The 20,287-nt window shown below is 65.4% G+C and carries 19 protein-coding genes and 2 tRNA genes; 11 read left to right on the forward strand and 10 right to left on the reverse strand.

What is annotated here, in order from left to right:
* Positions 1 to 53: 53 nt before the first annotated feature.
* Positions 54 to 1,145, forward strand: coding sequence for a DUF2778 domain-containing protein (locus JQ617_RS01085; protein ID WP_212023731.1), 1,092 nt, complete (start codon positions 54 to 56; stop codon positions 1,143 to 1,145).
* 71 nt (positions 1,146 to 1,216) lie between these two features.
* Here the strand turns inward: JQ617_RS01085 and JQ617_RS01090 are convergent, their stop codons facing one another.
* The 3 genes from JQ617_RS01090 to JQ617_RS01100 all read right to left on the reverse strand — a co-directional run bounded on the left by JQ617_RS01090 (position 1,217) and on the right by JQ617_RS01100 (position 3,361).
* A complete protein-coding gene (locus JQ617_RS01090) occupies positions 1,217 to 2,041 on the reverse strand; it encodes an SDR family NAD(P)-dependent oxidoreductase (protein ID WP_212023733.1) in 825 nt (274 codons plus the stop codon).
* A 75-nt stretch (positions 2,042 to 2,116) separates the two neighbouring features.
* Positions 2,117 to 2,755: a glutathione binding-like protein gene (locus JQ617_RS01095; protein WP_212023735.1), complete on the reverse strand. Its 639-nt coding sequence runs from the start codon at positions 2,753 to 2,755 to the stop codon at positions 2,117 to 2,119.
* Between the two features lie 12 nt (positions 2,756 to 2,767).
* Positions 2,768 to 3,361 carry a cysteine hydrolase family protein gene (locus tag JQ617_RS01100; RefSeq protein WP_212023737.1) on the reverse strand — a complete coding sequence of 198 codons (594 nt, stop codon included), beginning with the start codon at positions 3,359 to 3,361 and terminating at the stop codon, positions 2,768 to 2,770.
* Between the two features lie 129 nt (positions 3,362 to 3,490).
* Here JQ617_RS01100 and JQ617_RS01105 point away from each other — a divergent pair, with 129 nt between their 5' ends.
* From JQ617_RS01105 to lepB, 6 genes are all read left to right on the forward strand, one after another.
* Positions 3,491 to 4,324 (forward strand): LysR family transcriptional regulator, encoded by an 834-nt coding sequence (locus JQ617_RS01105; protein WP_212023739.1) that lies wholly within the window; start codon positions 3,491 to 3,493, stop codon positions 4,322 to 4,324.
* A gap of 141 nt (positions 4,325 to 4,465) precedes the next feature.
* Complete coding sequence (locus tag JQ617_RS01110; RefSeq protein ID WP_212023741.1) at positions 4,466 to 4,753, forward strand: GIY-YIG nuclease family protein; 288 nt, start codon at positions 4,466 to 4,468, stop codon at positions 4,751 to 4,753.
* Positions 4,754 to 4,954: 201 nt separating this feature from the next.
* A tRNA-Phe gene (locus tag JQ617_RS01115) sits at positions 4,955 to 5,027 on the forward strand.
* Between the two features lie 4 nt (positions 5,028 to 5,031).
* Positions 5,032 to 5,096, forward strand: a tRNA-OTHER gene (locus JQ617_RS01120).
* 336 nt (positions 5,097 to 5,432) lie between these two features.
* Entirely contained in the window at positions 5,433 to 6,584 is a 1,152-nt protein-coding gene (locus tag JQ617_RS01125) for a slipin family protein (protein WP_212023743.1), read from the forward strand.
* A 171-nt stretch (positions 6,585 to 6,755) separates the two neighbouring features.
* Positions 6,756 to 7,496 carry a signal peptidase I gene (gene lepB / locus JQ617_RS01130; RefSeq protein WP_212023745.1) on the forward strand — a complete coding sequence of 247 codons (741 nt, stop codon included), beginning with the start codon at positions 6,756 to 6,758 and terminating at the stop codon, positions 7,494 to 7,496.
* Positions 7,497 to 7,625: 129 nt separating this feature from the next.
* Here the strand turns inward: lepB and JQ617_RS01135 are convergent, their stop codons facing one another.
* From JQ617_RS01135 to JQ617_RS01145, 3 genes are all read right to left on the reverse strand, one after another.
* Positions 7,626 to 8,243, reverse strand: a complete 618-nt coding sequence (locus JQ617_RS01135) for an SEL1-like repeat protein (protein ID WP_212023747.1) — start codon at positions 8,241 to 8,243, stop codon at positions 7,626 to 7,628.
* A gap of 331 nt (positions 8,244 to 8,574) precedes the next feature.
* A complete protein-coding gene (groL, locus tag JQ617_RS01140) occupies positions 8,575 to 10,215 on the reverse strand; it encodes a chaperonin GroEL (protein ID WP_024340800.1) in 1,641 nt (546 codons plus the stop codon).
* 45 nt (positions 10,216 to 10,260) lie between these two features.
* A complete protein-coding gene (locus tag JQ617_RS01145) occupies positions 10,261 to 10,575 on the reverse strand; it encodes a co-chaperone GroES (protein WP_063682542.1) in 315 nt (104 codons plus the stop codon).
* A gap of 399 nt (positions 10,576 to 10,974) precedes the next feature.
* Here JQ617_RS01145 and JQ617_RS01150 point away from each other — a divergent pair, with 399 nt between their 5' ends.
* Entirely contained in the window at positions 10,975 to 11,262 is a 288-nt protein-coding gene (locus JQ617_RS01150) for an usg protein (protein ID WP_063682543.1), read from the forward strand.
* A gap of 216 nt (positions 11,263 to 11,478) precedes the next feature.
* On the opposite strand, the gene JQ617_RS01155 is transcribed toward JQ617_RS01150, so the two are convergent.
* A complete protein-coding gene (locus JQ617_RS01155) occupies positions 11,479 to 13,605 on the reverse strand; it encodes an O-linked N-acetylglucosamine transferase, SPINDLY family protein (RefSeq protein WP_212023749.1) in 2,127 nt (708 codons plus the stop codon).
* A 194-nt stretch (positions 13,606 to 13,799) separates the two neighbouring features.
* Here JQ617_RS01155 and JQ617_RS01160 point away from each other — a divergent pair, with 194 nt between their 5' ends.
* Positions 13,800 to 14,327, forward strand: coding sequence for a cupin domain-containing protein (locus JQ617_RS01160; RefSeq protein WP_212023751.1), 528 nt, complete (start codon positions 13,800 to 13,802; stop codon positions 14,325 to 14,327).
* Positions 14,328 to 14,668: 341 nt separating this feature from the next.
* Positions 14,669 to 15,886 carry a rhomboid family intramembrane serine protease gene (locus JQ617_RS01165; RefSeq protein WP_212023753.1) on the forward strand — a complete coding sequence of 406 codons (1,218 nt, stop codon included), beginning with the start codon at positions 14,669 to 14,671 and terminating at the stop codon, positions 15,884 to 15,886.
* A gap of 6 nt (positions 15,887 to 15,892) precedes the next feature.
* Here the strand turns inward: JQ617_RS01165 and JQ617_RS01170 are convergent, their stop codons facing one another.
* Positions 15,893 to 17,143, reverse strand: coding sequence for a NupC/NupG family nucleoside CNT transporter (locus tag JQ617_RS01170; protein WP_212023755.1), 1,251 nt, complete (start codon positions 17,141 to 17,143; stop codon positions 15,893 to 15,895).
* 159 nt (positions 17,144 to 17,302) lie between these two features.
* Here JQ617_RS01170 and JQ617_RS01175 point away from each other — a divergent pair, with 159 nt between their 5' ends.
* On the forward strand, positions 17,303 to 18,541 hold the full coding sequence (locus JQ617_RS01175; RefSeq protein WP_212023757.1) for an MFS transporter: 1,239 nt from the start codon (positions 17,303 to 17,305) through the stop codon (positions 18,539 to 18,541).
* Positions 18,542 to 18,694: 153 nt separating this feature from the next.
* On the opposite strand, the gene JQ617_RS01180 is transcribed toward JQ617_RS01175, so the two are convergent.
* The gene (locus tag JQ617_RS01180) at positions 18,695 to 19,453 is read right to left on the reverse strand and encodes an SDR family oxidoreductase (protein WP_063682548.1); all 759 of its coding nucleotides are present in this window, start codon (positions 19,451 to 19,453) and stop codon (positions 18,695 to 18,697) included.
* 24 nt (positions 19,454 to 19,477) lie between these two features.
* The gene (locus JQ617_RS01185) at positions 19,478 to 20,236 is read right to left on the reverse strand and encodes a proteasome-type protease (protein WP_018647004.1); all 759 of its coding nucleotides are present in this window, start codon (positions 20,234 to 20,236) and stop codon (positions 19,478 to 19,480) included.
* Positions 20,237 to 20,287 lie beyond the last annotated feature (51 nt).

A 20,287-nucleotide genomic window follows, 5' to 3' on the forward strand; every position in this document is an offset into this window, starting at 1 on the left:
CACGGAAGTCCAAAAATCCTGGCAAGAATTCTCTTCGGAAGCCTTCCCGGAAAATGACCACGACCAATTGGCTCGGCGCCGCAGCAATCGGCTGCGCCGTGATGGGCGCCGGCTGGACCATCTACAGCAACGTCTTCGGCGCGAGCGTCTATCCGACCGTCGGTAGCCTCGGCTACGACGAGCCGGTGATCAAGCGCGCGCCCAAGGTTGCGCTGCGTGAGGCCGGTGAGGCCATCCGGGAGACCTTCGCGCTGCTGCCCGACCGGCTCCAGGTCGCAGCTCCGATCTCGCGTGAGGCGTTCAATGACCGCTTCGCCGCGGCTGCGACGCAGGGCGTGGCCTCGAATGCGGCAAGCGCCGCGCCCGCGACCCAGGTTGCCGTGGCCAAAGACGCCCCGAAGCCGAGCGTGATCGCGAAGGTCGCGGACGCGCTGAAGCCGGCTGCGGCCAAGGTGGCGTTGACCGAGAAGGTCGCCGATGCCGCCAAGGCCAAGCGCGCGCCGGAAGGCCAGATGCAGCTGGCCTCGGCCGACCCGGCCGAGATCGTGCCGGCGCCCGAAGCAAAACCGAAATCCTTCGCCGACCGCGCCAAGGCCGCGGTGATGTCGATCACCGGTCCGCGCCAGTCGATGGTGGAGAAGCTCTGGGGCAAGCGTGAGCCGTCCGGCGGGCTGCTCGCTTATGCCTCGGCCGATGCCAGCATCACCTCTGCCATCGCGCCGAAGGAGCAGAACCCGATGTTCGGCGGCGCGCCGCCCTATGAGCGCGACACCGCGGTCTACGACATCACTGCCAAGACCGTGTATCTGCCCGACGGCACCAAGCTCGAGGCGCATTCCGGCCTCGGCTCCAATCTCGACGATCCGCGCTCGCAGCGCACCCGCATGCGCGGCGTGACGCCGCCGCACATCTACACACTCAAGCCGCGCGAGGCGCTGTTCCACGGCGTGCCGGCTCTGCGTCTGACCCCGATCGGCGGCGAGAGCGCGATCTACGGCCGCGACGGCCTGCTCGCGCACACCTTCATGCTCGGGCCGAACGGCGACTCCAACGGCTGCGTGTCGTTCAAGGACTACTACGCCTTCCTCGACGCCTACCGCAACAAGGGCATCCGCAAGCTCGCGGTGCTGGCGCGGGTCGAGTAAGCCCGATCAATTCGAGATCATGCAAAAGGGCCGCATCCAGCGGCCCTTTTGTTTTCGCCCCGCCGGTGCGCTCAGCCCGGCCAGCACTGTCCGCCGCCGTCGATCCGGAGCACCTGGCCGGAGACGAAAGCGCCCATCGGACCGGCGAAGAACTCGACGACGCGCGCGACCTCATCGACGGTCGCGATGCGGTCGAGCGTACCGGTCTCGACCATCCTGTCGGGATCCACCGCGCGCGTGCCGAGGAAGCGGCCGGTGCGGGTATCGCCGGGCGCGATGCAGTTGACGGCGATGTCGTAGGGGCGGAGCTGGTCGGCGAGGCATCGCGTGTAGTGGGTCACGCCGGCCTTCGATACCGCGTAGATCGAGCCCTGGGTGCGCCCCTTGAACGCGGCGACCGAGCCGAGCGTGACGATGCGGCCACGTCGCCGCTGCATCATGCCCTTTGCGACCGCCTGGCAGGTCAGGATGGTCGAGAGCAGGTTGCGCTCCAGCACCGCGCGCACGTCGGCCTCCTTGATGTGGACGGCGTCGTTCGGATCCGGCTTGCCGCCGGCGGCCGCGATGTCGCCGCCGGCATTGTGCACGAGGATGTCGATCGGCCCGAGCGCGGCTTCCGTCTCGGCGATCACGCGCGCGATGTCCTCACCCCTGGTGAGATCGCCGAGCACGCGCTGGCTGCGGACCCCGAACTGCCCGCCGATCTCGGCGGCCACCGCGGTGAGGGTGGTGCCCTCGCCATATTCGGCCGGTCCGTTCTCGCGCATGCCGTGGATGGCGACGTCGGCGCCGAGCCCGGCGAGCTTTTCCGCGAAGGCGCGGCCGAGCCCGCGTCCCGCGCCCGTCACCAAAGCGACCTTGCCTGCAAGAATCTTCGTTCCGTCATGCGATGTCATGATCTTGTTCCCGTTGTAAGACGTCAGCCGGTCGCAAGATCTAGCCCAATCGCGGTCACCTGTTCCAGTGACCTGTCACGCCGGGCTTGTCGCCATGGTTTTGCGCAGCGCCGCCTCCGTCGCGATTGCATCCCGCACGGCGGGCCGCGCCTGCATGCGCTGGAGATAGGCCGACAATGACGGCCATTGCGCGATATCGACGCCGGCGGGGCGGAGCAGCAGCAAGGCCCAGGTGAGATGCGCGTCCGCGACGGTGAAGCGGTTGCCGACGAGGAATTCGCGGTCCGCAAGGTGCGTGGCGGGCACCGACAAGGTCTGCAGAATCCGCGCGCGCGGCTTGGCGAGCGAGCCGTCGTCCTGGTACCAGAAGAACGGAAACAGGAACGCCTTGTGGATCTCGGCGCCGATGAAGCTCAACCATTCCTGCACACGATAGCGATCGGGATCGCCGAAGCGGGGCGCGAGGCCTGCTTCGGGCTTCGCATCGGCGATGTATTGCAGCACCGCCGCGCTTTCCGTCAGCCGCTCGCCGTTCTCCAGCACCAGCACCGGTACTGCGCCCTTCGGCGAGACGCCGTGAAAATCGCTATCGTCGTCGATGACCTGCTTGGTCCGCAGATGCACCAGATGATAGCGCGCATCCAGCCCTGCTTCCATCAGTGCGATGCGGCTCGCAAGCGAGCAGGCCATCGGCGAGAAATAGAGTTGCAGCATCGCCTTGCTCCATCATGTCAGCGCATCGCCGCGCGCGATGATCGCGAAGCGGTCGGATAGCTCGGCCAGCGCAACCTCGTGGATGGTCCGGGCGTCCAGCGTGCCGCCGCGGCCGTCGGGCAGGTCGCGCGTGGCGCAGGCATCGGCGTCGATCGTGGTGCGGAAGCCGAGGTCGAGCGCGGCTCGCGCGGTGGAGCTGACGCACATATGCGTCATGAAGCCGGCCAGCACGATGTTCTTCCTGTCGGTCGCATCAAGGCGCGCTTTGAGATCGGTGCCGGCAAACGCGTTGGGCAGTTCCTTCTCGATCACGAGCTCACCGGGACGGGGGCTGAGCTCGGTGACGATGGCGCCGCGTTCTGCGCCGCGATCGAACAGGCTGCCCGTCTTGCCGCGATGGGCGATATGGATGATCGCGGCACCAGCCTTGCGCGCGTTTGCCAGCAGGGCGGCTGCCCGCAGGATCGCGGGCTTGGCATCGGGCAGGGTGAGGGGGCCGGCGAGATATTCGTTCTGGATGTCGATCAGCACCAGTGCGGCATCGCCAAGACGTGGCGGGTTGAGGTCGGCGCCGGCGAGCTGGAGCAGGGTCTTTGCGGTCGTCATGGTCTTGGCAATCTCCGGGGGCGAAAGGCCACGCTAGCATAGCGCCGGGGCCGCCTGCCGATATGCAGGGAAATTGCAGCGGGTGGCTGCGATATTGCAGGCTCCCCGCAGCCGATGTAGCTTCACCCCATGAACTGGGACGATCTTCGCATCATCGCTGCCGTCAGGGACGAGGGCACCTATGCCGGCGCCAGCGCGCGGTTGCGCATCGACGAGACCACGGTCGGACGCAGGCTGTCGCGCATCGAGCGCGCGCTGGGCGTGCGTCTGTTCGAGGCCGCCGACGGCGTCCGCAAGCCGACGCGGCAATGCGAGGCGGTGCTGGCGCATGTCGAGGCGATGGCGGCGCACGCCGCCGAGATCGGTCGCGTCGGTGAGAGCCTCGCAGGTCCCGTGGGGCGCCTGCGCATCGCCTCCACCAACACGGTCGCAGAAGAAGTGCTGTCGCCGCGTGCGAGCGATTTCCTGCGCGCCAATCCCGGCCTGACGCTGCAATTCCTGACCTCGAGCGAGAACGTCAGATTCTCGCGCTGGGAGGCCGATCTCGCCATCCGGCTACGCAAGCCCGACAAGGGCGACTTCGCGATCTCCAGGCTTGGTGACATCCGGATCTATTATTTCGAGCCCGTTGCGACCGAGGGCGAGCCGATGCTGTGCGCCTATCCGGACGAGCTCGGTGCCATTCCCGAGATGCAATTCCTGCGCACCAAGAAAGCCCGCGCGCGCTGCGTCACCGACAATGTTCGCGTCATCCGCAACCTGATCCGCACGCATCGGGCGGCCGGTGTGTTGCCGGAGCATGTTTGCGCGGACCTGCTTGCCGATCGCCGTCTGCGCGCCACGCTGCTGCCCAAGCGGCGCGATGCCTGGCTCCTCGTGCAAAACCACCTCAAGCGCGACGCCGCAACCCGCGTGACGATCGACTGGGTGAGGGCGTGTTTTCAGGAGATGTCGCGAGAGTGACGCGACGGATTGCTGTGACGATTCTAGTATTGCGACTACAGCTTTCGGTTGATGTGTTCTCGGCTTGATCCTAACATCCGGTTGTCATTCCGGGGCGGCGCGAAGCGCCGAGCCCGGAATCCATAACCACAGGCCGATGGGATGACGTACTACGTCTACATCCTGGCAAGTCGGAAATACGGGACGCTGTACATTGGCGTAACGAGAGACCTCGTTCGGCGCGTCTACGAGCACAAGACCAAGGTCGCCCCAGGATTCACCAAGCGATACGGAGTCGACAAGCTGGTGCTGTTCGAGATGTTCGATGACCCCACCAGCGCGATTGCTCGCGAAAAAGAACTGAAGAAATGGCGGCGAGACTGGAAGACGCGGTTGATCGATGAACAGAATCCAAATTGGGATGATCTCTACAGCGGGATCTCCAATTAGGGCCTGTGGTTATGGATTCCGGGCTCGCGGCTTCGCCGCGCCCCGGAATGACAAATGAAAAATCTTGCGATCCCCCCTTGCAACCCGAACGTGCTTCGTTTATTGACGCGCTCCTTCGCTAGGCCACGGGTTCGGGCTCGTTGAGATCCCGGCTGGCGCGGATCGCTCTGCGATGTCGTGTTCCGCCGAACGAAGGCAAAAGCAGGATGTAGCTCATGGAGAGCGTCGGGCTGAACACCCGAAGGCATCGGTTCGATTCCGGTCTCTTGTCCCACAAAGGATAGCTCAGTTGGGTAGAGCAGGTGACGTTAATCATCGGGTCGCGGGTTCGAATCCCGCTCCATCGCTCCGGGTCAGCCTGAAAAACTGACACCTCTGACGAGGACCGGACGCGCGCTTCAGTCGCAGTCCGGCCGTTCTGCCGCAAGGCTTTCCGTCCGAACTTAAGACACTGTGAGACCGGCTTTGCGCCGCGGGTCGATACCGCTTGCGCCGATGCCGGGTGGCTCCGCATGACCGAGCGACACGCGTCGCGCGATCGCGCGCGTGCGCCCGTCGTCATGCAAGCTCAAGCCCCGGTCCGCCGTTTTCATGGGAAGCGTCGTCCGCGTCCTCACATCCTTTGCAAACGAAACCTGTCGTCCGGCCTCTGGCCGGGCACAAACGAAGGAGACGTGCCATGACTTGGCATTTGCTGACGCTGAACGTGACGGTGAAGGATGGCGAGCGTGCGTTGCTGACGCGCAACGGGCAGCTCGTGCGCGTGCTCGCGCCCGGCAAGCACCGGCTGTTCGATCCCCTGCACGAGCTGAAGGCCGAGGTGCTCGACGCGGTCCGCAGCGAATTCTCTGCGGAGCGCTACGCCGTGCTGAAGGCCGCGCGGCCCGACCTTGCCGCCGAGCTGTTCGAGGCGGTCGAGACCGGGGCGGACGAGATTGCCATCGTCAGCCTCGACGGCCGGCCCGTGCATCTGCTGACGCCCTGGCAGGTGCGCGTCTACTGGAAGGTCGCAACGCGCATCGATGTCGAGCGCATCGACGTGTCCGGCGATCCCAAGGTCGGCGCGCGGCATCTGGCCATGATCGAGCGCAACCGCTCGGCCGTGACGTCGGAAACGGTGGTCGAGAACCACGAGGCGGGTCTGCTCTATGTCGAGGGCCGGCTCGTCGAGCGGCTCGCGCCCGGCCGGCACGCCTTCTGGACCGTCGGCCGCAAGATCGAGGTGAAGCGCCTCGACCTGCGGCCCCAGGCGGTCGAGATCACCGCGCAGGAGATGCTGACCAAGGATCGCATCGCGCTGCGGGTGACGCTGACGGCGTTCCGCCGGGTGATCGATCCCGAGCGGACGGTTGCGACCGTGCCCGACGTGGATGCGTGGCTGTACCGCCTGGTGCAGTTCGCGATCCGCGAAGCGGTCGCGGGCCGGACGCTGGACGAGGTGCTGTCTGCGAAGGCGGCGCTGGATGCGGAGCTGCGCGACTATGTGCGCGCACGCGTCGCGGAGTCCGGTGTCGAGGTGACCGAGCTCGGCGTCAAGGACGTGATCCTGCCCGGCGAGATCCGGGAGCTGGTGAACAAGGTGGTGGAGGCGGAGCGGGTCGCGAAGGCGAACCTGATCCGCCGGCAGGAGGAGACCGCGGCGACGCGTTCGCTCCTGAACACCGCCCGCCTGATGGAGGAGAACCCCCTGCTGCTGCGGCTCAAGGAGCTGGAGTCGCTGGAGCGGCTGGTCGAGAAGGTCGGCCGCATCGACCTCCATGCCTCTAGCGGCGAGGGCCTCGACGCCCTCCTGACCCGCCTCGTGCGCCTGAAGGCGCCCGAGGGCGCGTGAGGACATGCGTGTCACAAACGAGAGGGGCCGCCCACGGGCGGCCCCTCATGCTCCGGTGTTCGTTCGCGATGAACGCGCAAGCGCTTCCATGCGACCAAACTCCTGAGCGGGGATTGCGCGCGCGCGAAGGTTACGTATTCTCGCGGGCGAAATTCGAGACCGGGCAGGCGTATGACCACTCTTCAGGAAACCATCCGCCCCGCGGCGCGATCCAGCGACTGGAAGGCGATCGTCGTCCTGATCCTGCTGATCCCGGTGCTGTGGTCGCCGCCGTTCCTCTTTCGCTTCTTCCTGTATCAGCCGTTCAACATCCCCTCGGGTTCGATGGCGCCGACGCTGATGGTCGGCGACTACGTCTTCGCCGCGAAATATGCCTACGGCTACGGCCGCTATTCCTTCCCCTTCGCACCGTCCTGGATCTCGGGCCGTATCTTTGCCGCCGAGCCCGAGCATGGCGACATCGTCGTGTTCCGCACGCCGAAGGACACGTCGGTCGACTACGTCAAGCGCGTGGTCGGGCTGCCCGGCGACCGCATCCAGATGCGGGCAGGGCAACTTATCCTCAACGACCGTCCGGTGACGCGCGCCGCTCTGAGCGAGACGCTCGCCGGCACCGCCTGCGGAGGCGACCTCAAGGTCAAGCGCTGGCGCGAGACGCTGCCGAGCGGCGCGTCCTACGAAACCTACGATTGCGTCGACAACGGCTTTCTGGACAACACCGCCGTCTTCACCGTGCCATCAGGTCATTTCTTTGTACTCGGCGACAATCGCGACAACTCCACCGACAGCCGCATGATGTCGGCGATGGGATTCATCCCGATGGACAATCTCGTCGGCCGCGTGACGCGGATCTTCTGGTCGCTCGATGAAGACGGCGAGCCGCACATCGAGCGGCTGGGCAAGGTGCAGTGAGGTTGCGTCATTCCTGGTGCGCGCTGCCCGGCGCATCGTAGCCCGGATGAAGCGAAGCGAAATCCGGGAAGGCAGCCGCGACGGGCGCTCTGTCCCGGTTTGCGCTCGCTCCATCCGGGCTACGAGGCTTCAGTCGCCAATTTCCTTCAGAAAGGCTTTCGCGTTTGAGCAGGCCTCGTCCAGGTCGCCGAAGCGGCAGGACTTCGCCAGGACACGCCGCGCCCGGTCGTTGTTCTTTTCGACGCCGATCCCCTTGATCAGGTGGAATCCCATCATCGTGCATGCCCAGGGATCGTCTCGGTCGCACGCCAGTTCATAGGTTCGATTGGGGCAGGTGTAGTCGCCGCTGTCTTCCATGCTGGCGGCAACGTTCGTGCAGCCTGAAGCAGCGCCGAGCTTGCAGGCCCTCAGAAAGAGCGCATCTGAGAGCGGGCCGGTCTTGATCGTCCGCTGGACGACGAGTGCGGCCGAGTAGCAGTCGCCCGCATTGCCCGCGCGACAGCGGCCAAGGCATTGCTCCACGGCGGCCGTGCATCCCTCGATCGAAAAAGCCGGCGCGCCTGCGTTCGACGGCATAATGTCGGCGGGACATTGCTCAGCCCGCGGCAGCCAATCCGGCCACGTGCCGGCCATCTTCCCGATCACCTCATTGCTGTCCGACGCGCCTGCAGGCATTGGCGCGAAGAGGATCACCGCCGTGACAATGACAACGGCTGCTCGCAGCAGAAGGATCTTGCAGCGCGACATCGCAATTCTCGGCAGGGCTCGGTGGGATGTTGCAGCGGAGACGGTAGCAAAGAGCACACGTTGGAATTGTAGGCGCGCTTGAGCATGGTCACAAGACGCCGCCGCCAGGCCCGCAGTCCGTAGCCCGGATGAAGCGAAGCGAAATCCGGGGCCGCTGCGTGCCGCGGCGCAGACTTTCCCGGATTGCGCTGCACTCCATCCGGGCTACGGGCCAATACCTTCCCAAACAAAAACCCCGGCATCGCTGCCGGGGTTTCGAATTTGTGGAGCGAGATCCCGGATCTGCGGTGCACCGCTTCGCGCTGCACCGCGTCCGGGACGACTTCGTCGCTTAGAAGTCCATGCCGCCCATGCCGCCGCCCGGGGGCATCGCGGGACCTGCGCCGCCCTTCTTGGGCAGCTCGGCGACCATGGCTTCCGTGGTGATCAGCAGCGCGGCAACCGAGGCAGCGTTCTGGATCGCGGTACGGACCACCTTGGTCGGGTCGATGATGCCCTTCTTGACGAGGTCGGCATATTCGCCGGTCTGGGAGTCGAAGCCGTAATTGTAGGTCTTGTTCTCCAGGATCTTGCCGACGATCACCGAGCCGTCTTCACCGGCGTTGATCGCGATCTGGCGAGCGGGAGCCGACAGCGCCTTGCGCACGATCTCGACGCCGGTCTTCTGGTCGTCGTTCTTGGTGCGCAGGCCCTTGAGCTGCTCGGACGCACGGAGCAGGGCGACGCCGCCGCCCGGAACGATGCCTTCCTCGACAGCAGCGCGGGTCGCATGCATCGCGTCATCAACGCGATCCTTGCGCTCCTTCACCTCGACCTCGGTCGCGCCGCCGACGCGGATCACCGCGACGCCGCCGGCGAGCTTGGCCAGACGCTCCTGGAGCTTCTCGCGGTCGTAGTCCGAGGTGGTCTCCTCGATCTGCGCCTTGATCTGGGCCACGCGCGCCTCGATGTCGGCCTTCTTGCCGGCGCCGTTGACGATCGTGGTGTTCTCCTTGTCGATCATCACCTTCTTGGCGCGACCGAGCATGTTGAGCGTGACGTTCTCGAGCTTGATGCCGAGATCTTCCGAGATGGCCTGGCCGCCGGTCAGGATCGCTATGTCCTGCAGCATGGCCTTGCGGCGATCGCCGAAGCCCGGAGCCTTGACGGCAGCAACCTTGAGGCCGCCGCGCAGGCGGTTCACGACCAGGGTCGCGAGCGCTTCACCTTCGACGTCCTCGGCGACGATGACCAGCGGCTTGCCGGTCTGCACCACGGCCTCGAGCAGCGGCAGCAGCTCGTTCAGCGAGGAGAGCTTCTTCTCGTTGATGAGGATGTAGGCGTCGTCCATCTCAACGCGCATCTTGTCGGCGTTGGTGACGAAGTAGGGCGAGATGTAGCCGCGGTCGAACTGCATGCCCTCGACGACGTCGAGCTCGGTCTCGAGCGACTTGGCTTCCTCGACGGTGATGACACCCTCGTTGCCGACCTTCTTCATGGCGTCGGAGAGGAACTTGCCGATCTCCTGGTCGCCGTTGGCCGAGATGGTGCCGACCTGGGCGATCTCCTCGTTCGAGGTGACCTTCTTGGAGTTCTTCTGGAGGTCCGCAACGACGGCTTCGACCGCGAGGTCGATACCGCGCTTGAGGTCCATCGGGTTCATGCCGGCGGCAACCGACTTGGCGCCTTCCTTCACGATCGCCTGGGCGAGCACGGTGGCGGTGGTGGTGCCGTCGCCGGCCGCGTCAGCGGACTTGGAGGCGACTTCGCGCACCATCTGGGCGCCCATGTTCTCGAACTTGTCCTCGAGCTCGATCTCCTTGGCGACGGTGACGCCGTCCTTGGTGATGCGGGGAGCGCCGAACGACTTGTCGAGCACGACGTTGCGGCCCTTCGGACCGAGCGTGACCTTCACCGCGTTGGCGAGAACGTCGACGCCGCGCAGCATCTTGTCGCGCGCTTCAACCGAGAATTTGACTTCTTTGGCTGCCATCTGGAATTTTCCTTGAGATGTTTGACTGGAGGGAGAGAGGGGCTCTTAGGCCGCCTTCTTCTTGGAAGCGGGGACGTCGAGGACGCCCATGATGTCGCTTTCCTTCATGATCAAGAGATCGACGCCGTCGATCTTGACTTCAGTGCCGGACCACTTGCCGAACAGCACGCGGTCGCCGACCTTCAGGTCGATCGGGATCAGCTTGCCGGCCTCGTCGCGGCCACCCGGGCCAACGGCGACGACTTCGCCCTGGGAGGGCTTTTCCTTGGCAGAGTCGGGAATGATGATGCCGCCTGCGGTCTTCTCTTCTGCGTCGATGCGCTTGACCACGACGCGGTCGTGAAGCGGACGGAATTTCATGCAGTCCTCCTAAGCATTTGCACGAGATGGAGTTTTTCAAGTGTTAGCAATCGGCGCCCGCGAGTGCTAGCGCCGGCCGAGCTGAAATAGGACAGGAATTTTGCGGGGGCAAGGGCTTCTAGCAGAAAAATCAGCACCCGGAAGCGCCGACTGCCAGAATCTCTTTCCCATCGTTAACCAGCCCAAGGGGGCCTCGCAGGGCGCCCTTGGGGACCGTATTAGCACGGTGGCATGTCTGCTGCTAACGCATTGAATTTCAACAGCTTGTTAAACTTTTGGGCTTGAGATGGGTTGTCAGTTTGCGTCACATTTCTCTCATGTGAGCGCATCTCCACCGGGTGGCTCGTCGCAGCGTACCGGAAAGCCGCCCCTGAATGCGCTCCTGCAAAGGAGGTTGGCATGGGACTGCGGGTTGGGGGCGTTTCCGAGGACTTCCGGAAACAGATGCTGGGCTACGGGCTGACGACGGCGCAAATTCTTTATCGAATGCCGGATCATCCCTCGCTGCTCCAGACCTATGTCTGGCAGAACTACGACATGTTTCCGAAATTCCCCGCGCTAACCGACTTCCTGGCTTTCTGGCAGGAGAAGCTCGAGGGTCCGCTGTTCTCGGTCACCGTCGCCCATTCCAAGCTGATCAAGCCGGCCGAGCTGCGCGCCGTGGACGGCGTGTTCCGGCTGCATTGAGGGCGAGACAGGTCTCGCAGCGAGCACCGGTCTCGTAGGGTGGGCAAAGGCGCGCTAGCGCCGTGCCCACCATCTCTCTGTGATCGCATCTAACAGTGCTGGGCACGCTTCCGCCTTCGCTCTTCGAGCTACGGCGGACAAGTCGCTTTGCCCACCCTACGACAGCTGCATTGGAGCTGCGTCCGGCGCGCGGCCACGCGAAGCCTACACACACAATCAGGCGGCGCTGTCGCAGTATCGCTTCCACATCGCGCGATAGGCCTCGTCCACGGCTTGCGCGTAGGACACCGGGTTGCACGCGGCGGCAGCCCGGACCTGTGCCGGCAATTCGCCGCGCAGCCTGTCGAGGTCGCCGAGCTCGGCGGCGCGGCTCACCGCGATGTCGACATAGCCTTCTTCGCTGTCCGTCACCCAGTCCGGCAGTCCGATCGCGGTGAGGATCGAACCGGCGGCGCGGCTCGGCAGGCTGTTGCCGAGCTTCGCCACGACCGGCACGCCCATCTGCAACGCTTCCAGCGTGCTGACGCCGCCGTTCTGCGGGAACGGGTCGAGGGCGATGTCGACGCGGTTATATGCCGCCAGGTGATCGATACGCAGCGTTTTGCCGAGCAGTTCGACGCGTTCGGCCGGCACGCCGCAGCTTGCAAGCCGCGCCATCAGATTGTCGCGGACCAGCTGATCGTCCAGCGCGACATCCTTGATCAGCAGCCGTGAGCCCGGCACCCGCTCCAGGATCCTGGACCAGGCCGTTGCGGCCTGGTCCGAAATCTTGCTGACGCGGTTGAAGACGCCGAATGTGACGAAGCCGTTCGAGATCGCCGGCGTCGACACCTGTGCAAGCTCGATCGGCAGCGGCTCCAGCGTCACGAAGCAGGGCACGTCGACGACGGTTTCCGCGAACAGGTGCCGGACCTCCGCAGGAATCGCGACCGGGTCCGAGAACAGATAGTCGATCGTCGGCAGCCCGGTGCCGGTGCCGTGTCCCCAGCCATGGGCCTGGATCGGCGCCGGCTTGCGCGCGAACACGCCGAGGCGGTTTCCCTTGGTATGGCCGGACAGATCGATCAGGATATCGATCCCGTCGGCACGGATCTCCTCGGCGAGGCGATCGTCGCTCCATTGCGAGGCGTCGCGCCAGCGATCGGCGATCTTCTGGAATTCCTCGGTCGCCGGATCCAGCTTGGACGAGCACGAGTAGCACACGACCTCGAACTGATCCCGGTCATGATATTGCAGCACCGGCTTGAAGATGAACGCGGCCGAATGCGCGTTGAAGTCGGACGAGACGTAGCCGAGCACCAGGGGGCGGTCCGGATCGCGGTTGTTGTCGTGCGGTCGCGCGGCCTCTGCCGCGATATTCGCGCCGATCTGCTCCCACCAGACGCGGCGGGCCTGCTGGTGCAGCTCGACGCTGGCATCCGCCAAGAAGTCGAGCGTGAAGATCTTGTTGGAGATCGCGCTCGGCAGGTCCGGCTGAATCTCGAGGGCGCGGTCGAAGCTGGCGATGGCCTCCTGGACCCGGCCAAGTTCGGCAAGGCAAACGCCCCGCAACAGGTGAGCGCGGGCGGCCTCGGGATCGATCTCGAGAGCCTTCTCGCAATCGTGCAGCGCGTCGGCCATTTGCTGGATCTGAAGCGAGACGCCGGCGCGCCCAAGCCACCCGCTCATGTCGTCGGGCGCCAGCGCGATGGCTCGATTGCAATCCGCCATGGCTTCGTCGAAGCGCAGGAGCTCGCGCAATGCGCCGGCGCGATTTGCCAGCGCCGGAGCATAGTTCGGCCTGATCGACAGCGCGCGGTTCAGGCTTGCTAGCGCCTCGTCAAAATTGTTCAGACGATAGAGCACCCAGCCCCGGCCGTTGTGGGCTTCGGCAAGGTTGCCGTCGATCGCGAGCGCCTTGTCGTAGCAGGCGAGCGCTTCCTTGAGATCGAGGGTCACGCTCGCATTGCCGAGATTGGACAGGGCCTCGGCGTAGTTGGGGCGCAAGGCGAGGACCCGTCGATAGCTCTCGCGGGCCTCGTCGTGACGCCGCAGCTTGTTCAGCGCGATGCCGCGGCCCATGTGGGCATCGGCGGATTGCGGATCCACGACGACCGCGCGGCTCAGCAGGATTTCGGCCTGCTCGTAGTTCTTGGCGTCGGTCTCCAGGCTGCCGAGCATATGCAGCGCGATGAACTGGTTGGGCGCGAGCTGCAGGACCAGGCGGTAGGCAGTCCGGGCCTCGGCGATGAGCCCTTGCTTGTGCAACTGGAGGGCCTGCCCGAGCAACGGCAGCACGTCGGCCTTCTGCCGCTTTTGAAGCCGGGCATTGTGAAATGCACGCTGACCTACGCTGTTGCTCATGAATCAATCCCCCAGAATCTCCCGGCGAGATTAAGTCGGTGAGGGAGCGAATACGAGACGGGGGCCCTTCGGCACGACAGCCTGGGGCAAGCTACGCCGGGTCGGGCCATCACGTTTGCCGCCCCGTTCAGGAGTGGATAGTCTGCGGCCGGGTTGCACCCGTCCGGGCGCAGCCCGGATCAGGGAGGCAGACAATGGCCAGGCAAAAGGCATCAAGACCCGCAACCAAGACCGCGGTGAAGAAGCGGAGCAGCGCCAAGGCGGCGACGCGATCCTCGGCACGCAAGGCGGTGAAGGCGAAGGCCCGCACGGCAGCACCGAAGAAGGCCGCACGTCCCAGGCAGCGCATCGCGATCAGCCATCACCGCGAGGAAGATTTTCGCGCCGACGGCCTGCGCACCTACGCCAAATACCGCGACCTCGGTATCGCCGCTGCGACCCACGGCCTCGCGCAGGCGCATGTGATCCGCTTGCAAGGCCCCTGCGATCCCGCGGAGGTCTCGAAGCTGCACTTCCACGACGTCGAATTCCAGATGGTCTACGTGCTCAAGGGCTGGGTGAAGACCTACATGGACGGCCAGGGCGAGACCTTGATGAAGGAGGGCAGCGCCTGGACGCAGCCGCCGAAGATCAAGCACATGATCCTGGACTATTCCGATGACGTCGAATTGCTGGAGGTGATCCTGCCGGCGGAGTTCAGGACGGTCGAGCTGAAGGCGTAGGCGCTCTCACCATCGTCATTGCGAGCGAAGCGACGCAATCCAGAAATGCGCCCGGGCGGACAGTCTGGATTGCTTCGCTTCACTCGCAATGACGGGGAGAGAGTTTCGTAGCCCGGATGGAGCGCAGCGAAATCCGGGAAAGTGTCGCTGCGGAGAAGCTGGTCCCGGATTGCGCTGCGCTCCATCCGGGCTACGTCAAACCGGTCGCTAAAATGCGTCCGATCCGGGAAACCGGCCAGTCATCAATCCCAGGGTTCCGTTGCGTCCCGCGCGGCGCCGCTAACCAGTCGAAAACACTCCGCGCGTCAGGTTGAGGCCGTGAAAATGCGGGAAATGTTTTCATGGCGACCAATACGTTTGGCCGACGCGGCGTCGTGGCGCCAACCCCGAGGGCGTCGTTTCGACCCGCCGCCGCGCCGATCGCTCCGGCGGTCATGCGTGACAGCGTCGAACCCTCGTCCGGCGAGGACACGCTTTTCGGCGACAACAAGCTGCTGGCCGATATTCCCTTCCTCACCATTGGCCTGATTTTCGGTCTGCTGCTGATCTTCGCCCTGCAACGCGCCCTCGCTATCGACATTGGGCGTGACGGCTCGCTCGATGTCCGCTCTCTGATCGCCGATGGCGCGACCAGCTACGACCTGGTTGTCGGAAGGGGCGAGTGGTGGCGGCTTGGCCTCGCGCCGCTTCTGCACGGCAGCCATTGGCACCTCCTCGGCAACTGCGTTGCGCTGTTCATCGTCGGCGTCAGGCTGGAGCCGCTGATCGGGCGCGGCTGGTTTGCGCTGATCTTCGTTGCCGGCGCTCTGGTCGGTGAGGCCGGCTCGCTGCTGGGCAATGCGCCGGGCATGCCGGGCGTCGGCGCGTCCGGCGCCATCACCGGCCTCATCGCCGCGCTGTTCGTCGCGAGCTTCGATCCTGAGGCGGATGCCGATCAAACGATATCGCGACTGAAGACGTCGCTGTTCTTCGGCGTCCCGGCATTGCTGCCGCTTGCCTTCGGCGCGTCCGGCAATGTCGACTATTTTGCCCATGCGGGCGGTGCGCTGGCCGGCGGCGCGCTTGCCCTCGCGCCATGGCTCGTCTTCTGTTCCTTCGACGGCCTGCCGCGGATCGCCGGCATGACGCTGCTGGCGGGTTTCGCGGGATCGCTGATCTGCGCCGGCTTCGCCGCCGCGCATTATTCGTCCTACATGACCGATGCCTTGCAGTATGTCCGCGCCTCGGAGCTGCCGGCGACCCCTCGCGAAATGGCCAGCCGGTCCTTCGATCTCGTCACCCGCTACCCCAGGGATCCGCGCGCTCATCTGTTCCGCGCGGTCTACTTCATGGAGCAGAACAGCGCCGGTCCTGCCGAGGCGGAAGTGCGAACCGCCATGTCGCTTGCCGCATCAGATGTGGCAGGCGGGCCGGTGCGCTCGATGGCGCAGGCCGTCCTGGCGGAATTGCTGCGCGTGCAGGGACGGAACAGCGAGGCGAAAGCCATGGCGGTCGAGTCATGCAGCGCCAAGTCGGGCGAATTGCGCCGTATCTCGAAGAAGTCGAAGCTGTGCGACTGACGGGACCTACGTCAGCACCCCCACCACCGCGCCCATCAGACACGTCGTCAGCGTGCCCGATACGATCGACTTCAGCCCGAGCGCGTTGATCTCCTCGCGCCGGTCCGGCGCCATCACGCCTAACCCGCCGATCATGATGCCGAGGCTGGCGAAGTTGGCGAAGCCGCACATCGCATAGAGCATGATCAGGCGTGAGCGCGGATCGAGCGTATCGGGTGGCAGCTTCGCGAAGTCGACATAGGCGATCAACTCGTTGAGCACGGTCTTGGTGCCCATCAGGCTGCCGGCCGTCACCGCCTGGTCCCACGGCAATCCCATCAGCCAGCACACCGGCGCCATCACGAGGCCGAGCAGGCGCTGCAGCGAGATCGCGGCGCCGCCGATGTTGGGCATGAGGCCGAGGACGGCGTTGACGAGATAGACCAGCGCCACCAGCACCAGCAGCATCGCGACGATGTTGATCAGCAGCTCGATCCCCGCGCTCGTGCCTTTCACGATCGCGTCCATCGTGCTGGCGACGTCCATCTCCGGATCCTCCAGCGCGCCGCCGGTGCGCTTGTCCGAAGTCTCGGGCACCATGATCAGGCTGACGAGGATCGCCGCCGGCGCGCCCAACACCGAGGCGATGACGAAATGCGCGGCGGCATCAGGAATCAGAGGAGCAAGCAACGTCGCATAGAGCACCAGCACGGTGCCGGCGATGCCGGCCATGCCGCCGGTCATCACCAGAAACAATTCGCTGCGGGACATCTGCGAAAGATACGGCCGCACGAACAGCGGCGCCTCGACCATGCCGAGGAAGATGTTGGCGGCGGTCGACAGCCCGACCGCGCCGCCGACCCCGAGCGTGCGTTCGAGCAGCCAGGCCATGCCGCGCACGATCGGCGGCAGCACGCGCCAATAGAACAGCAGAGTCGTCAGCACGCTCATGACCAGCACGATCGGCAGCGCCTGGAACGCCAGGATGAAATCGGCGCCCGGCACCTTGACGTCGAAGGGCAGGGTGCCGCCGCCCACATAGCCGAACACGAAGGCGGAGCCCGCGCGCGAAGCCGCCGAGATGGCGCCGACCGCGTCGTTGATGGCGCCGAAGGCATGGGCGACGACGGGCAGCTTCAGCAGCACGATCGCGGTGACGAAGGTCGCGACGAGGCCGATCGCCGCCTGGCGCAGCGACACCGCGCGGCGATTCTCCGCGAGCGCGAAGGCGATCAGCAGCAATGCGAAAATGCCGAGTGCCGATTGCAGGCGAAGCATGATGTCCCCAAACCCTCAATGATTATGGCCGCGTGTGCGTTGCAAAGGCAATGCCGGGTCGTGCCGGAAGCCTCCGCCTGTTGACAAGCAGGTCGGCCTCAGTCACGCGGAAGGCCCGGCGAAATCAAGCCCGGGCAGTCCGAGGTGACCGAAGAGGCGATGCCAGAGCAGCCGAGATCCGAAAATCCGCCGGTCAGCGCCGGCGCACTGCTCCGTCATCGCGCCTTCCTGTACTTCCTGCTCTCGCGCAGCCTGTCGCGCTTTTCCAGCCAGATCGCGGCGGTCGCGATCGGCTGGCAGATCTACGATCTCACCGGCTCGGCCTTCGACCTCGGCATGGTCGGTCTCGTGCAGTTCCTGCCCACCGCGCTGCTGGTGTTCGTCGCCGGCCACGCCGCCGACCGTTTCGAGCGCAAGCGCGTGGTCCAGCTGTGTCAGCTCGTGGAAGCCGCGACCGCGCTCTACCTCGCCATCATCACCTATCTCGGCGCGGTCAGCGAGGTGCAGATCTTCATCGCGACCTTCGTGCTCGGGATTGCCGGCGCCTTCGAGAGCCCGACGACCGCTGCGCTGCTGCCGCTGATCGCGCCACAGGGATCGCTCCAGCGCGCCACCGCCGTCGCGAGCGGTGCGGGGCAAGTCGCGACCATCACCGGTCCCGCGCTCGGCGGCTTCGCCTACGCGATCGCACCGCATCTTGCCTATGCCGTGATGCTGGTGTTCTGGATTCTCGGGATGATCCTGACCGGCTTCATCCGACCGCGGCCGCAGGCCGTCGCCAAGGACATGGACGAGGCGGACAATATCTTCGCCGGCGTTCGCTTCATCCGCAGCAACCCCGCCATCCTCGGCACCATCTCGCTCGACCTGTTTGCCGTGCTGTTCGGCGGCATCACGGCGCTGTTGCCGATCTATGCCCGCGACATCCTGCAGACCGGCCCGATGGGACTCGGCGTGCTCCGCGCCGCGCCCGCGGTCGGTGCGCTGCTGATGACCATGGTGCTGGCGCGTCACGCCATCGCGCGGCACGTCGGCCTGCGCATGTTCCAGGCCGTGATCGTGTTCGGCATCGCCACCATCGTGTTCGCGCTGTCGCCGTGGATGTGGCTGTCGGTGCTGTCGCTGGCCATCTTGGGTGCGGCCGACACGATCAGCGTCGTGATCCGCTTCTCGCTGGTGCAGCTGTCCACGCCCGACGAGATGCGCGGGCGGGTCGGCGCGGTGAACTTCCTCTTCATCAACGCCTCCAACCAGCTCGGCCAGTTTGAGAGCGGGGTCACGGCCGCCCTGTTCGGCACCATGCCGGCGGCCGTGCTCGGCGGCGTCTGCACCGTGGCGGTCGCGCTGTTGTGGATGAAGCTATTTCCCAGCCTGCGACAGGTGGACAGTCTGGAGTAGGGGAAGGTCTCGTGTGCCGGACGCGGTGCGGCACGAAGTGACGCGCCGCAGGGCCGGCACCCAGAAGGCCAGGAATGAAATCGCGGAGGCATGAGCCCCGGCTCAGCAGCGCGTGATTGCATGCCGCGCTGCGTCCGGGGCACAAGATATCGATCAGCCCCGCCCGACGAACGGCATCTTCGTCGCCATCACCGTCATGGTCAGCACGTTGGCGTCGAGCGGCAGGCCGGCCATGTAGGCAACGGCATCGCCGACCGCCTTCGCGTCCATGCGCGGCTCGTGCTTGGTGGTGCCGTCGGGCTGCAGCACGCCGGGGCCGTTGACCATGCGATCGGTCATCGGGGTCGCGGCATTGCCGATGTCGACCTGGCCGACCGCGATGTCATACATGCGGCCGTCGAGGTTGGAAGCCTTGGTCAGGCCCGTGATGGCGTGCTTGGTCGAGGTATAGGCCGCCGAGAACGGCCGCGGCGCATGCGCTGAGATCGAGCCGTTGTTGATGATACGGCCGCCGCGCGGGCTCTGGTCCTTCATGATGCGGAAGGCGTGCTGGGTGCACAGGAACGGGCCGGTGAGGTTGGTGTTCACCACCGCCTGCCACTGATCGAGGCTGAGGTCCTCGAAGTTCACGGCAGGTGCGCCCATGCCGGCATTGTTGAACAGCACGTCGAGGCGGCCATAGGTCGCCTTCACCTTGTCGAACAGCGCGGCAATGGAGTCCGGCTTGGTCATGTCGGCGGTGACGCACAGGCTCTTGCCCGCGGGGCCGAGCTTTGCGGTTTCCTCGAGCATCTCCATCCGGCGCCCGACCAGCACCACGGTGAAGCCGGTGTTCATCAGCGCCAGCGACGCCGCGCGCCCGACACCGGTGCCCGCACCTGTCACCACTGCGATCTTCTTTGCTTCACTCATCGTTTCCTGCCTTTTCTTCGGTTGTCAGGTTTTGGGTTCTTTTTCGTTCTTGTAGGGCGGCCGCGGAATGTTCTGGTGCGCGGCGCGCAAGGCCGCTGACCAGCGCGAACGCAGATCGTGGAAATAGGGCTCGCCCGCCTCGATGCGATGGTTGAGATCGGCCTCGCAGGCGTCCGTGCGCACCACCAGCACGTCGATCGGCAGGCCGACACCGAGATTGGAGCGCATGGTGGAGTCCATCGAGATCAGGCCGGTCTTCAGCGCCTCGTAGAGTTCGACGTCGTAATGCATGGCGCGGTCGAGCACCGGCTTGCCGTATTTGTGCTCGCCGATCTGCAAGTAGGGCGTATCGGTGGTGCACTCGATGAAATTGCCGGCGGTGTAGACCATGAACAGGCGCATGCGCGCGCCCTTGATCTGGCCGCCGAACAGGAAGGAGACGTCGAAGGAGACGTCCTCGGACTTCAGCGCTGGTCCCTCGGTCGCATGCACGGCGCGGATCGCCCGGCCGATGCGCTGGGCGGCCTGGAACATGGTCGGCGCGTTCATCAGCGTCTCGACCTCGCCCGTGTTGGGGTCTTCCAGACCTTCGGTCAGCGTGGAGAGCACGGACTGGCTGATGGCGAGGTTGCCGGCGCTGGCGATCGCCATGATGCGGTCGCCGGGCTTGGAGAAGATGTGCAGCTTGCGGAAGGTCGAGACGTTGTCGAGACCGGCATTGGTGCGGGTGTCGGCGATCATCACCAGACCGTCCCGAACCAGGATTCCGCAGCAATAGGTCATTTCCAGTCCCCGAACGCGTTTGCGCGGAATTACTAGCCAATTTCAGGGGCT

The sequence above is a fragment of the Bradyrhizobium sp. KB893862 SZCCT0404 genome (assembly GCF_018130885.1).
Taxonomy (GTDB): Bacteria; Pseudomonadota; Alphaproteobacteria; order Rhizobiales; family Xanthobacteraceae; genus Bradyrhizobium; species Bradyrhizobium stylosanthis.

Coding starts and splice junctions, on each gene's coding strand:
- JQ617_RS01085 (WP_212023731.1), top strand. CDS start 54: ATGACCACGACCAATTGGCTCGGCGCCGCAGCAATCGGCTGCGCCGTG.
- JQ617_RS01090 (WP_212023733.1), bottom strand. CDS start 2,041: ATGACATCGCATGACGGAACGAAGATTCTTGCAGGCAAGGTCGCTTTG.
- JQ617_RS01095 (WP_212023735.1), bottom strand. CDS start 2,755: ATGCTGCAACTCTATTTCTCGCCGATGGCCTGCTCGCTTGCGAGCCGC.
- JQ617_RS01100 (WP_212023737.1), bottom strand. CDS start 3,361: ATGACGACCGCAAAGACCCTGCTCCAGCTCGCCGGCGCCGACCTCAAC.
- JQ617_RS01105 (WP_212023739.1), top strand. CDS start 3,491: ATGAACTGGGACGATCTTCGCATCATCGCTGCCGTCAGGGACGAGGGC.
- JQ617_RS01110 (WP_212023741.1), top strand. CDS start 4,466: ATGACGTACTACGTCTACATCCTGGCAAGTCGGAAATACGGGACGCTG.
- JQ617_RS01125 (WP_212023743.1), top strand. CDS start 5,433: ATGACTTGGCATTTGCTGACGCTGAACGTGACGGTGAAGGATGGCGAG.
- lepB (WP_212023745.1), top strand. CDS start 6,756: ATGACCACTCTTCAGGAAACCATCCGCCCCGCGGCGCGATCCAGCGAC.
- JQ617_RS01135 (WP_212023747.1), bottom strand. CDS start 8,243: ATGTCGCGCTGCAAGATCCTTCTGCTGCGAGCAGCCGTTGTCATTGTC.
- groL (WP_024340800.1), bottom strand. CDS start 10,215: ATGGCAGCCAAAGAAGTCAAATTCTCGGTTGAAGCGCGCGACAAGATG.
- JQ617_RS01145 (WP_063682542.1), bottom strand. CDS start 10,575: ATGAAATTCCGTCCGCTTCACGACCGCGTCGTGGTCAAGCGCATCGAC.
- JQ617_RS01150 (WP_063682543.1), top strand. CDS start 10,975: ATGGGACTGCGGGTTGGGGGCGTTTCCGAGGACTTCCGGAAACAGATG.
- JQ617_RS01155 (WP_212023749.1), bottom strand. CDS start 13,605: ATGAGCAACAGCGTAGGTCAGCGTGCATTTCACAATGCCCGGCTTCAA.
- JQ617_RS01160 (WP_212023751.1), top strand. CDS start 13,800: ATGGCCAGGCAAAAGGCATCAAGACCCGCAACCAAGACCGCGGTGAAG.
- JQ617_RS01165 (WP_212023753.1), top strand. CDS start 14,669: ATGGCGACCAATACGTTTGGCCGACGCGGCGTCGTGGCGCCAACCCCG.
- JQ617_RS01170 (WP_212023755.1), bottom strand. CDS start 17,143: ATGCTTCGCCTGCAATCGGCACTCGGCATTTTCGCATTGCTGCTGATC.
- JQ617_RS01175 (WP_212023757.1), top strand. CDS start 17,303: ATGCCAGAGCAGCCGAGATCCGAAAATCCGCCGGTCAGCGCCGGCGCA.
- JQ617_RS01180 (WP_063682548.1), bottom strand. CDS start 19,453: ATGAGTGAAGCAAAGAAGATCGCAGTGGTGACAGGTGCGGGCACCGGT.
- JQ617_RS01185 (WP_018647004.1), bottom strand. CDS start 20,236: ATGACCTATTGCTGCGGAATCCTGGTTCGGGACGGTCTGGTGATGATC.